The sequence below is a fragment of the Streptomyces sp. NPDC006265 genome, assembly GCF_040613555.1.
Lineage (GTDB): Bacteria > Actinomycetota > Actinomycetes > Streptomycetales > Streptomycetaceae > Streptomyces.
Genome location: NZ_JBEXSH010000110.1, coordinates 4,756 through 15,697, shown reverse-complemented (window position 1 = coordinate 15,697; position 10,942 = coordinate 4,756). Strand labels below are relative to the sequence as shown.

At 72.9% G+C, this 10,942-nt stretch carries 11 protein-coding genes and 1 pseudogene; 7 read left to right on the top strand and 5 right to left on the bottom strand.

Annotated features, from left to right (window positions below; all coding sequences use genetic code 11):
• Nucleotides 1-49: 49 nt before the first annotated feature.
• Nucleotides 50-499, bottom strand: coding sequence for a nitroreductase family deazaflavin-dependent oxidoreductase (locus tag ABZ281_RS12330; RefSeq protein ID WP_356654696.1), 450 nt, complete (start codon nt 497-499; stop codon nt 50-52).
• Nucleotides 500-604: 105 nt separating this feature from the next.
• Nucleotides 605-1,237, bottom strand: a complete 633-nt coding sequence (locus ABZ281_RS12325) for a LysE family transporter (protein WP_356654694.1) — start codon at nt 1,235-1,237, stop codon at nt 605-607.
• A gap of 350 nt (nt 1,238-1,587) precedes the next feature.
• On the opposite strand from ABZ281_RS12325, the gene ABZ281_RS12320 reads away from it, so the two are divergent.
• Together ABZ281_RS12320 and ABZ281_RS12315 are read left to right on the top strand one after the other, a co-directional pair.
• On the top strand, nt 1,588-2,784 hold the full coding sequence (locus tag ABZ281_RS12320; RefSeq protein ID WP_356654692.1) for a cytochrome P450: 1,197 nt from the start codon (nt 1,588-1,590) through the stop codon (nt 2,782-2,784).
• Between the two features lie 13 nt (nt 2,785-2,797).
• A complete protein-coding gene (locus tag ABZ281_RS12315; RefSeq protein ID WP_356654690.1) occupies nt 2,798-2,998 on the top strand; it encodes a ferredoxin in 201 nt (66 codons plus the stop codon).
• Nucleotides 2,999-3,007: 9 nt separating this feature from the next.
• On the opposite strand, the gene ABZ281_RS12310 is transcribed toward ABZ281_RS12315, so the two are convergent.
• On the bottom strand, nt 3,008-3,559 hold the full coding sequence (locus ABZ281_RS12310) for a TetR/AcrR family transcriptional regulator (protein ID WP_356654688.1): 552 nt from the start codon (nt 3,557-3,559) through the stop codon (nt 3,008-3,010).
• 91 nt (nt 3,560-3,650) lie between these two features.
• Here ABZ281_RS12310 and ABZ281_RS12305 point away from each other — a divergent pair, with 91 nt between their 5' ends.
• From ABZ281_RS12305 to ABZ281_RS12295, 3 genes are all read left to right on the top strand, one after another.
• The gene (locus ABZ281_RS12305; RefSeq protein ID WP_356654686.1) at nt 3,651-4,109 is read left to right on the top strand and encodes a nuclear transport factor 2 family protein; all 459 of its coding nucleotides are present in this window, start codon (nt 3,651-3,653) and stop codon (nt 4,107-4,109) included.
• A gap of 28 nt (nt 4,110-4,137) precedes the next feature.
• Complete coding sequence (locus ABZ281_RS12300; RefSeq protein WP_356654684.1) at nt 4,138-4,695, top strand: flavoprotein; 558 nt, start codon at nt 4,138-4,140, stop codon at nt 4,693-4,695.
• A gap of 95 nt (nt 4,696-4,790) precedes the next feature.
• Nucleotides 4,791-5,759 carry an aldo/keto reductase gene (locus ABZ281_RS12295; RefSeq protein ID WP_356654682.1) on the top strand — a complete coding sequence of 323 codons (969 nt, stop codon included), beginning with the start codon at nt 4,791-4,793 and terminating at the stop codon, nt 5,757-5,759.
• Between the two features lie 16 nt (nt 5,760-5,775).
• Here ABZ281_RS12295 and ABZ281_RS12290 read toward each other — a convergent pair whose 3' ends face one another.
• Nucleotides 5,776-6,618 carry a phytanoyl-CoA dioxygenase family protein gene (locus tag ABZ281_RS12290; RefSeq protein WP_356654680.1) on the bottom strand — a complete coding sequence of 281 codons (843 nt, stop codon included), beginning with the start codon at nt 6,616-6,618 and terminating at the stop codon, nt 5,776-5,778.
• A 63-nt stretch (nt 6,619-6,681) separates the two neighbouring features.
• On the opposite strand from ABZ281_RS12290, the pseudogene ABZ281_RS12285 reads away from it, so the two are divergent.
• Nucleotides 6,682-7,618: pseudogene (locus ABZ281_RS12285) on the top strand (helix-turn-helix domain-containing protein).
• Between the two features lie 374 nt (nt 7,619-7,992).
• Nucleotides 7,993-10,353, top strand: a complete 2,361-nt coding sequence (locus ABZ281_RS12280) for a ricin-type beta-trefoil lectin domain protein (protein WP_356654678.1) — start codon at nt 7,993-7,995, stop codon at nt 10,351-10,353.
• A gap of 12 nt (nt 10,354-10,365) precedes the next feature.
• Here ABZ281_RS12280 and ABZ281_RS12275 read toward each other — a convergent pair.
• A partial coding sequence (locus tag ABZ281_RS12275) for an ArsB/NhaD family transporter (RefSeq protein ID WP_356654676.1) occupies nt 10,366-10,942 on the bottom strand: 577 nt, incomplete at its 5' end.

Below are 10,942 nucleotides of genomic sequence, written 5' to 3'. Positions count from 1 at the left end.
GAGCAAGATCTTTCGCCGGCTGCCCGCACCGGGCAGCCGGCCCCCGTACTCAGCCGTTCTCGGCCGGCTCCAGGACGAACACCGGAATCTCCCGGTCGGTCTTCTTCTGGTAGTCGGCGTACGCCGGGTACGCCGCGACGGCCCGCTCCCACCAGGCCGCCTTCTCGTCGCCGGTGACCTCACGGGCGGTCATGTCCTGCTTCACCGGCCCGTCCTGGAGCTCCACGCGCGGATCGGCCAGGAGGTTGAAGTACCAGACGGGATGCTTCGGCGACCCGCCCAGGGAAGCCACCGCGGCGTAACGCCCCTCGTGCTCCACCCGCATCACCGGTGTCTTGCGCAGCTTCCCGCTCCGCGCACCCCGTGAGGTCAGGACGACGACCGGCATCTTCGAGCCCTGGAGCGTCGTCCCCTCCTTGCCGCCGGAGCTCTCGTACAACTCGACCTGCTTGCGCACCCACTGCGTCGGGCTGGGTTCGTACTCGCCTTCGAGAGGCATGGCATCCGTCCCATCGTCGCGTCCGCGGCTCATCGCCACCTTCCTTCAACACCCGTGCCCCCGGGAATCATCCGCACCCGGCCGGATCGGGCCGGAAAACGGACCTCACCCCGGCGCGAGCGCCATCCGCACGGCCAGAGCCGTCATCACCCCGCTCGCGACCAGCGCGGTCGCCAGCCGCCCCCGGTGGCCGGTCAGCGCGCGGCCCAGCAGGGCGCCGCTCCCGGCCAGCAGCACCTGCCAGCTCGCCGAGGCGGCGAACGCGGCCAGCACGAACACGCCCTGCTCCAGTGGACCGGCCGGGCCGGAGGCCTGCGAACCGAGCACGAGGGCGGCGAAGTAGATGACGGTGGTGGGGTTCAGCAGGGTGATGCCCAGCAGGCCCAGATAGGCCCGGGCGGGGCTCGAGGGAGCGGCGGCGGTCCGGGTCGCGAGCCGGTGGCCGCGGTACTCGCGCAGCGCGGTGACGGCGCCCCGCGCCGCCAGGGCGAGCAGCATCAGTACGCATACCCACCGCAGCGGCCCGAGCGCCGGCCGCAGCGCGGACGCCAGAGCGGTGCCCCCGAGGGTGGCCGCGAGCGCGTAGAGCCCGTCGGCGGTGGCGACGCCGAGCGCGGCGCAGACGCCGGTGCGCAGGGTGGTGCGGGCGGTGAGGGAGACGAGGTAGGTCCCGACGGCGCCCACGGGGACGGCGATGCCGTACCCGGCGAGCAGTCCCGCCACGAGCGCGGCCGTCATGACCGCGGCGGCGTCGGCCCTCCCCGGCTGCCGGACCGCTGCTGTCGGCCCGCGGCGGAAGAGGCGGCGGACAGCGGCAGGGGCGCAGGGAACATGGGCATGGCCGGATCCTGGGGCCTGCCCGGCCGGGCCGACAACCGGTTTTCGAATCGGCGTCGCCGCACACGCGCCCCGGCAAGGATGTCGAACCCGCAACACACGCTACCGCTCCCGGTGTTCGAACGGGAGAGCGGCGTTCCCCGGCCATGTCGCCGGCGCGGGCGATCTGGCCGAACTTCGCGTCGCCCCATTAGATGCCTGGGGCATCTAATGAAGATCGGTACGACGCACTACTCGTCTGCGAGGTCTTCATGACGGACACGACCGCACCCGTCGCCTTCCCTCAGAGCCGGACCTGCCCCTACCACCCGCCCGCCGCTTACGACGCGCTGCGCACCGAACGCCCCCTGACCCGCATCACCCTCTTCGACGGACGCGAGGCCTGGCTCGTCAGCGGGCACGCCACCGCCCGCGCGCTGCTGGCCGACCCGCGCCTGTCGTCCAACCGCGACCGGCCCGGCTTCCCCGCCCCCACCAAGCGCTTCGCCGGGATCCGCAACCGCAGAACGGCCCTGCTCGGCGTCGACGACCCCGAGCACCGCGCCCAGCGGCGGACGGTCGTCGGGGACTTCACCCTCAAGCGGGCCGTCGAACTCCGGCCACGGATCCAGCAGATCGTGGATGGACGGCTCGACGCGATGATCGCCGCGGGCCCGGCCGCCGACCTGGTGAGCTCCTTCGCGCTGCCGGTGCCGTCCATGGTGATCTGCGCCCTGCTCGGCGTTCCCTACGCCGACCACGACTTCTTCGAGGCCCAGTCGCGGCGGCTGCTGCGCGGCCCCGAGACCGCCGACGTACTCGATGCCCGCGACCGGCTGGAGGTGTACTTCGGCGAGCTGATCGACCGCAAGCAGCAGGACCCCGGCACCGGCCTGCTGGACGACCTGGTCCAGCGGCAGCTGCGCGAGGGCGACCTCGACCGCGAGGGCCTGATCGCCATGGCCCTCATCCTGCTGGTCGCGGGTCACGAGACGACCGCCAACATGATCTCGCTCGGCACCTTCACCCTGCTCCAGCATCCCGAGCGGCTCGCCGAGCTGCGCGCGGACCCGCGGCTGCTGCCGACCGCGGTCGAGGAGCTGATGCGGATGCTGTCCATCGCGGACGGCATGCTGCGCCTGGCCGTCGAGGACATCGAGGTGGCCGGGACGACGATCCGCAAGGGCGAGGGAGTGGTCTTCGCGACCTCCGTCATCAACCGTGACGAGACGGTCTACCCCGACCCGGACACACTCGACTGGAGCCGGCCCGCCCGTCACCACGTCGCGTTCGGCTTCGGCATCCACCAGTGCCTTGGGCAGAACCTCGCCCGCGCCGAGCTGGAGATCGCGCTGCACAGCCTCTTCGACCGGCTGCCCACCCTGCGCCTGGCCGCCCCGGCCGAGGAGATCCCCTTCAAGCCCGGCGACACCATCCAGGGGATGCTGGAACTCCCCGTGACCTGGTAAGAGGCCTCCGCACATGCATATCGACATCGACCAGGACGTCTGCATCGGCGCGGGCCAGTGCGCCCTGACCGCCCCGGACGTCTTCACCCAGGACGACGACGGCTACAGCACCCTGCTGCCCGGCGCGCAGGACAGCGGCAGCAGCCCGCTGCTGCGGGAGGCGGCCCGCGCCTGCCCGGTCAGCGCCATCTCGGTGTCCGAGACGGTGGGCTGACCCCGGACCTCACCCGGCGTCCAGGAGCCGCCGGGCCGCCTCGCGCGCCTCGGCCGCGGGCTCGGCGCTCCTGGTGACGCCCGCCGTGACCATGGCACCCTCGGCCAGCAGGAACAGCTGCCCGGCCAGCGCGTCGGGCCGTCCCGCCGCCGCCACGAGCGCGCCGAGGTACTCCCGGAACGCCCGCTTGTGCCCGCGCACCTGGCCGGCCACACGCTCCGAGGTGGCGCCCAGCTCGCCGTACGCGTTCAGCCACGCGCAGCCGCGGAAGCCCGGCTCGGTGAACCACCTCTCGAGCCAGTCGAACACGGCCAGGATCCGCTGCTCCGGCTCCCCGTGCCGCTCGGCGTACTCGGCCAGCTGCCCGCGCCAGCGTGTGTCGCGCCGCTCCAGATACGCCTCCACCAGGAGCTCCTTCGCCGGGAACAGCTGGTAGAGCCGCTTCAGCGAGACCCCGGAAGTGCCACGGACGTCATCCATGCCGACGGACTGCACCCCCCGCCCGTAGAACAGCTCCTCGGCGGCGTCCAGCGCCCGCTCCCGGGCCACTGCGCTGTCCATGTACGACCCTCCTTGACGCGAGAACGAGCGTTCTCCTATGGTAGCAGCCACGTGGAGAACGCTCGTTCTCCTCTGCTTTCAGGGAGGATCCATGACCGCCCGCCCGCCGCTGCCGCCCTTCACCCGCGAGAGTGCCGCGCAGAAGGTCCAGGCCGCCGAGGACGCCTGGAACACCCGCGACCCGCACCGGGTCTGTCTCGCCTACTCGCCGGACTCCGTCTGGCGCAACCGCGGCACCTTCGTCACCGGCCGCGCCGAGATCGCCGAGTTCCTGACCCGCAAGTGGGAGCGCGAGCGGGAGTACGCGCTGCGCAAGGACCTGTGGGCCTTCGACGGCAACCGCATCGCCGTCCGCTTCCAGTACGAGTGCCGGGACACCGACGGGCGGTGGTGGCGCTCCTACGGCAACGAACTGTGGGAGTTCGACGAGCACGGCCTCATGACGCGCCGCGAGGCGAGCATCAACGACGTGCGGATCGAGGAGAAGGAGCGCAGGATCCACGGCCCCCGGCCGGAGTCGGAACGCGGGGACACGTTCCCCGTCCGGTGAGTCCGGGGGAGTCGCTAGGGTTTCCCGGATGACCGAACAGGCCGCACGCACGCCCTTCCTCTACGTCGTCGTCTGCGCCGCGGGCATCGCCGCGGACGTCGGCAGGCTGATCACCGCCGCGCAGGAACGGGACTGGGAGGTGGGCGTCATCGCGACACCCGTCGCGATGAACGGCTTCTTCGACACCGCCGCAGTCGAGACGCAGACCGGCCGCCCCATCCGCTCCGCCTGGCGCACTCCCGGCGAGCCACGTCCCTTTCCGGCACCGGACGCCGTGGTCGTCGCGCCCGCCACCTTCAACACCGTCAACAAGTGGGCGGCCGGCGTCGCCGACACCCTCGCCCTGGGCACCCTGTGCGAGGTGGCGGGGCTCGGGGTGCCGGTCGCCGTCCTGCCGTGCGTGGCCGACGCACTGGCCGCCCACCCCGCCTATCGGGACAGCGTCGAACGGCTGCGGGGGATGGGCGTGCGATTCGGCGAGCCGTACACGGGGGAGTCGGGGGACGGCGGCCGGCCCGAGTTCGGGTGGGAACGGGCCCTGGACCTGGTCGGACGGCTGACGTTCGGACACCGGCAGCAACGGTGACGGCACGTCAGGCAGCTTGAAAGGGCCGCGCCTTCGAGTGCACGCGAGCCCGTACGCTCCCCTTGGAAACCCCTCCGAAGGCAGGAGCAGCATCGATGCAGTACGTGAAGCTCGGTTCGACGGGCCTGGACGTCTCACGGATCTGTCTGGGGTGCATGACCTACGGGCTGCCCGACCGCGGCGCGCACGAGTGGACCCTCGACGAGGAGGCCTCGCGCCCGCTGATCCGGCAGGCGGTCGAGGCGGGGATCACCTTCTTCGACACGGCGAACGTCTACTCCGACGGCACCAGCGAGGAGATCGTCGGCCGGGCCCTGCGCGACTTCGCCCGCCGCGACGAGATCGTCCTCGCCACGAAGGTGCACGGCCGGATGCGCCCCGGACCGAACGGCGGCGGACTGTCCCGCAAGGCGATCATGACCGAGCTCGACCAGAGCCTCACCCGCCTCGGCACCGACTACGTCGACCTCTACCAGATCCACCGCTTCGACCCGCACACCCCGGTCGAGGAGACGATGGAGGCCCTGCACGACGTCGTGAAGGCGGGCAAGGTCCGCTACATCGGGGCGAGTTCGATGTACGCGTGGCAGTTCTCCAAGGCCCAGTACACCGCGCGGCTGAACGGCTGGACCCGCTTCGTCTCCATGCAGAACCACTACAACCTGATCTACCGCGAGGAGGAGCGCGAGATGCTGCCCCTGTGCGAGGACCAGGGCGTGGGCGTCCTGCCCTGGAGCCCGCTCGCCCGCGGCCGGCTCACCCGGGACTGGGACACCACCACCGAGCGCAGCGCCACCGACACCTTCGGCGGCACCCTGTACCAGGAGGGCGACCGCGCCATCGTCGAGGCGGTCACCCGCATCGCCGGCGAGCGGGGCGTCCCCCGCGCGCAGGTCGCCCTCGCCTGGCTCCTCCACCAGCCCACGGTGACCGCCCCGATCGTCGGCGCGTCCAAGCCCGGGCACCTGGAGGACGCGGTGGCCGCCGTGGAGATCGAGCTGAGCGACAAGGAACTGGAGGAACTGCAGCGCCCGTACGGTCCCCACCCCATCGCCGGGCACTGAACGCGTCACTCGAAGCTCAGTGGGGCCGCTGCGGCGCGAACTCCGTCCCGCAGGGACCCGCCCCCTCGCTCTCCGCCAGCTCCACCCTCGCCCCGCTCATCGCCAGCGTCCGGTAGAACCGCCCGATCCGCTCCGCCGACCGCCCCACGTAGTGCCCGATGAACGACCGCCGGAACCGCTCGGCCGCCAGGTTCGGCTGCGAGCCGTGCACCAGGCTCCCGTTGAAGAACAGAACGTCCCCCGGCGCCATGTCCACCGGCACCGGTGCCAGCCCCGGCGGCGGCGGAACGTACTCCCGGGCGAAGGACACGTCCGAGTCGGCCGGCTCCGGACAGAACAGATCCATGCGGTGGGTGCCCGGCACGACCTCCAGCCCGCCGTTCTCCCGGTCGATCACATCGCAGGCCACCCACGCGGCCACACATGTGCCCGGCTCGACCCGCAGGTAGAAGTTGTCCTGGTGCAGCGCCTGCCCCCTGGCCCCGGGCGGCTTGAAGTAGAACATGCTCTGCGCGGCCAGCACCTCCTCCCCGAGGAGCGCCTCCAGAACCGTCCGCAGCCGGGCGTCCAGCAGGACCTCACGCGCGCGGCCGTTGATCTCGTGCGGGTGCATCACCCGCGGCCAGACGTGCAGCGGATCGGCGCCCGGCCCGTCCTCGGCGCGCGGCTCGAAGTGCCCCGGCACCGGACCGGTCGCCCGCAGCGCCGCGAACTCGCCGCACAGCCGCTCGATCTCCTCGGCCCGGAAGAGCCCGCGCACCACGGTGAAACCGTCCTCCTCGAAACTCTCCCGGTACCGCCGGAGCCCGGCGGGGTCCAGGATGGAAGCGCCGACGGCGCCCTTGCCCGTGACTGTCATGAACGAACTCCTCGGTCAGGTGTCTTCGGTTCAAAACGCTAGGCCGCCCAACAGCGGAGGAGGATGCCCGTGTGCGCTGATGGATTGCCTGACACTGCTGCGCAACCCGACAGCGGAGATCCCGCCCCTCCGCCCGGACTGGTCGTGCTCGGCCACTTCGACCAGCCGCCCGGCTACGCCGTCAACAGGCCGCACGGATCCGCGAGCCGGCTCTTCACCTGGACCACCGCGGGGACGGGCCGGATGCGGCAGGGCGGTGCGCGGACCACGGCCGACGCGGGCGAACTGGTCGTGCTCGCCCCCCGGAGTCCCGCACGGTTACGCCGTCGAGCCCGGTGCCCGGCACTGGCGGTTCTGGTGGGTGCACTGCCAGGCCCGCCCGTCCTGGGCCGCGTGGCTGCGGCCGTACGCCACCGGCGACGGGATGTACGCGGTGACGTCCGCCCCGGCCGGGGTGCACGGCCGTGTCGGGACGGCGTTCCGGCGGATGCACGCCGACGCCCGCTGGACCGGCACCGAGGCGCCGCCCGACGCGTCATCCCCGAACGCGCAGATCGCCGTTGCGCACGGCAGCGCGGCGCGCGAACTGGCCCTGTGCGCACTGGAGGAGGTCCTCCTCCTCCTCCTCACCACCGCCGGCGCCCGGCCGACAGCGCCCCTGGCCGGCATCGACGCTCGGATCCGCCGCGCCCAGGAACTGATCGACGCCGACCCGGGCGCCCCGCACACCGTCCGCTCCCTCGCCGGGGGCGCCGCGCTGTCACCGTCGCGCTTCGCCCATCTGTTCAGCCGGCAACTGGGCCAGTCGCCCATGCGCGCCCTGCGCGAGGCACGGCTGCGCCATGCCGCCCGGCTGCTGGAGAGCACTGACCTGCCCGTGGAGCGTGTGGCCGCGGCCTCGGGTTTCGTCAGCCCGTTCCACTTCAACCGCGCCTTTCGCGAGCGCTACGGGGAACCGCCCGGGGCGTACCGCACGACGCACGGCGATCCGCCCGGCTGAGCACCGCTATTGGTTCCGGGGGAGGGCGGGAAAGGACGGCGTGGGGAACAGGGTCGGCGGTGTGAGCTGCTGTTCGGGCGGTGGCTCAATGGTTTCCGGGCCGGTGCCGGAAGGGGGCAAATGTGGGCAGCTAAAGGGGGCGGGCCGCATCGAAATGCCTTTCGCTCACCTGATTGACACTTTGTCAAAAGGCGTCGGCCGGGCGCGCAATGCACGAAACCGTCGGTTCACTTGTTCCCTGTCGTTGAGCTGTGCAAAGGTGTGCCCTGTCGGCGTGCCCACAACGCGCCGTTCTTTCGTATGCGCGAGGCCGCCGGGCCGGCATACCCCTTGGTATGGACTTTCTTCCGTATGTCCTTGAGAGGAATGCAGCCTTGAAAGACGCAGGCCCGTCGAATTCCCCGGCCTCGGCCCGCAGGTTCGGCGCGACGGACGAGCAACTGAGCGCGGAGCTCAGGAAGTGGACCGGGGCGACGCCCGCACTTCACCCCGTCGGCGAACTGCTGGACCGGCACTGGGAGGCGGCCTTCGCCTACGCCCGGCTGTGCACCGACGGCCCGCGCTCCGCGGGAATGCTCACGACCGCGGCTTTCACCCGGCTTTTCGGTGAAACCCTCCGGCAGAACGGCCCGACCTCCGCATGGCGGCCCCACCTGCTTCTCACCGTGCGGCGGATCGCGGCCGAGTGGGCCGGCGACCACCGGCTCGACACGCTCCACCCGGAGCTGCTCACCGGGACCGGCGACGGGGACCGGCCCGCCTCCCGGCTGCTGCCCTCGCAGCGCCGCCGTCTGCTGTCCGGGGCCTTTCAGCGGCTGCCCCAGTCCGCCCGCTGTCTGCTGTGGCACGTCGAGGTCGAGGCCGAACCGCTCATCTCCCCGGCCGGGTTGCTCGGCCTGGACGAGGAGGGTGCGCGCGTCGAACTGGGCCGGGCCCGGGACCGGCTGCGCGAGGAGTGCCTCCAACTGCACCGTGAACTCGCCCCCGACGAGGAGTGCCGGCGCTATCTGCGCCTGCTCGACGTGACGTACCGGCGCGGGGGCCTCGACATCGACCCGGATCTACGCGCGCACATCGGGGGGTGCGGGCACTGCAGCGCCGCCGCCGACCAGCTCGACCAGTTCAATCACGGCCTCGGTGTCGCCCTGTCGGAAGCGGTGCTGGGCTGGGGTGGGCGGGACTACGCGGAGAGCCGGGCGCACGCGGCGGGGGAGCGGGCCGGGGGCGGGCGGGACGCCGAGCAGCGTGAGCGGCCCGGTGCGGTGGCCGGTGCGGCCACCGCAGTGATGCCGGCCGGTGCGGCGCGTGAACTGTTCCCGGACCCGGTCGCCCTGGCACGCGAGGTCTTCCCCGACCCGGTCGATCTGGCGTACGAGATCATTCCGGACCCGGTTCGTGCACCGCGCGAGGCCTCCCCCGGCCAGGTGCGTGAGGGGCGGCGTGAGGCCTTCCCGGATCCGGTCGGCAGGGCGCGTGAGGTTTTCCCGGACCAGGTCGGCGGGGTACGTGAGGCTTCCCCGGATCCGGCGCGTGCAGCGCGTGAGGCCTTCCCCTGGCCGGCCGGTGAGGGGCGTGAGGCCTTCCCGGACCAGGTCGCCCTCGCCGGCCCGGTCGGGGAGTCGTTCACCGATCCGGGCGGCCCGGCGGCCCCGCCGCCGCCCCCTCGCATACCCGAGGGTGGGGGCCCGGCCGCGGGCACCGCACCGGCTCCGGCCCGCGCGGACCTCTCCGTTCCGTCTGCCCCCCCGCCCCCGGCCTCGGCCCCTCGTCCCGAAGGCCCCCGGACCGCCGCCCGAAGATCCGCCCACAAGGCGGCCCGCCGTACCGCCCGGCGGCGCAACCTCACCGCGGGCATCCTGACCGTCAGCGGTCTGGTCGTCCTGCCGCTGGTCCTGTGGTCCACCGGCAACTCCGGCGACGGCGCGCCGGCCGGTGCCGAACGGCCCACCGGGGAGGCCCCCGGCTCCGACGCGGGCGAGGCGAGCGGCGACCCGTCCTGGGCCGGGGCGGGCGACGCTCAGAAGGGCGCCCTGCGCGGCCGGCTGCACAACGTCTCCTCGGGCCTGTGCGTGGGCATCGACGGCAAGAAGGCCGTGGAGGGCGGGGAGGCCGAGCTCGCGCCCTGCTCCGCGGCCGCCGCCCAGCAGTGGACGTACGAGACCGACGGACTGCTGCGCAACGGCGCCGCCCCCGACCTGTGCCTGGACTCGCAGTTCGGATACTCGGTACGGCTGGCCCCGTGCACGGGCGCGTCCCGGCCCGACCCGAAGAACATCCACTACGACTTCACCCTCCAGGGTGCCCTGGTGCCCCGCTCGGACCAGGACCTGGCCCTGGCCCCGGCCGCCACCGACGGCTCGGGAGCCCTGGTCCTCAAGGCCCGGGCGGACGACGAGGTCCAGCGCTGGGTGATCGACACCTCCAAGGCCGACCTCCAGATGGAGGCCGTCAACTGGAACGCCGCCGTTCCCGCCCCGCGCCCCACGCCCACACCGACCCCCACCCCCTCGAAGACGCCCGAGCCCACCCCGACGCCGTCCGCGACCTCCCCGGCCCCGCAGCCGACATCGAGCAGCGCGGCCGCCACCGACTCGCCCTGCGACCGCTACGGCTACTACTGCGACTCGGACGGCCAGTACGGCAACCCGGGCTACGGCTACCCCGGCTACGGATACGGCTACGGAGGCTACGGATACGGCTACGGCGGCTACGGCTACGGAGACGGCCGCCGCTGACCGGGCCTGTGCTCAGGCCCCCACGACGGTCAGCGACAGCCACAGGGCGACCACGGCCGGCACCAGCGCCGCCGGTGTGGCGAGCAGCCCGAGCCGGGTGAACTCCCCGAGCCCGACCCGGTTCGCGCGCTGCCGCACGATCCGCCGCCACAGCAGGGTCGCCAGCGATCCGGCGTAGGTCAGGTTGGGGCCGATGTTCACACCGAGCAGCACCGCCAGCACGGCGCCGGGACCGGCCCCGGCGGTCAGGGGCAGCAGCACCAGCACCGCGGGCAGGTTGTTGATGAGGTTGGACAGGACGGCGGCCACCGCGGCCACACCCAGCAACGTCAGCAGGTCCGATCCGTCGGGCAGCACGCGCCGCAGCGCGTCGGCGAGCCCGTGGTCGACGACCGCACGCACGACCACGCCGAGCGCGAGCACGAACGCCAGGAAGGCCGGGGCCGCGGACCGCACCACCGTCAGGGGGGTGGCCCGGCGCCGCACCAGCGCCCGCCCGGCCAGCACCAGCGCACCGGCCGGCGCGGCCCACGCCGGCGCGATCCCCACAGCGGAGGCCACCACGAATCCGGCGAGCGTGCAGCCGACG

Bases quoted from the DNA above. Each gene is read 5' to 3' on its own strand.
- ABZ281_RS12330 (WP_356654696.1), bottom strand. From the start codon at position 499: ATGCCTCTCGAAGGCGAGTACGAACCCAGCCCGACGCAGTGGGTGCGC.
- ABZ281_RS12325 (WP_356654694.1), bottom strand. From the start codon at position 1,237: ATGACGGCCGCGCTCGTGGCGGGACTGCTCGCCGGGTACGGCATCGCC.
- ABZ281_RS12320 (WP_356654692.1), top strand. From the start codon at position 1,588: ATGACGGACACGACCGCACCCGTCGCCTTCCCTCAGAGCCGGACCTGC.
- ABZ281_RS12315 (WP_356654690.1), top strand. From the start codon at position 2,798: ATGCATATCGACATCGACCAGGACGTCTGCATCGGCGCGGGCCAGTGC.
- ABZ281_RS12310 (WP_356654688.1), bottom strand. From the start codon at position 3,559: ATGGACAGCGCAGTGGCCCGGGAGCGGGCGCTGGACGCCGCCGAGGAG.
- ABZ281_RS12305 (WP_356654686.1), top strand. From the start codon at position 3,651: ATGACCGCCCGCCCGCCGCTGCCGCCCTTCACCCGCGAGAGTGCCGCG.
- ABZ281_RS12300 (WP_356654684.1), top strand. From the start codon at position 4,138: ATGACCGAACAGGCCGCACGCACGCCCTTCCTCTACGTCGTCGTCTGC.
- ABZ281_RS12295 (WP_356654682.1), top strand. From the start codon at position 4,791: ATGCAGTACGTGAAGCTCGGTTCGACGGGCCTGGACGTCTCACGGATC.
- ABZ281_RS12290 (WP_356654680.1), bottom strand. From the start codon at position 6,618: ATGACAGTCACGGGCAAGGGCGCCGTCGGCGCTTCCATCCTGGACCCC.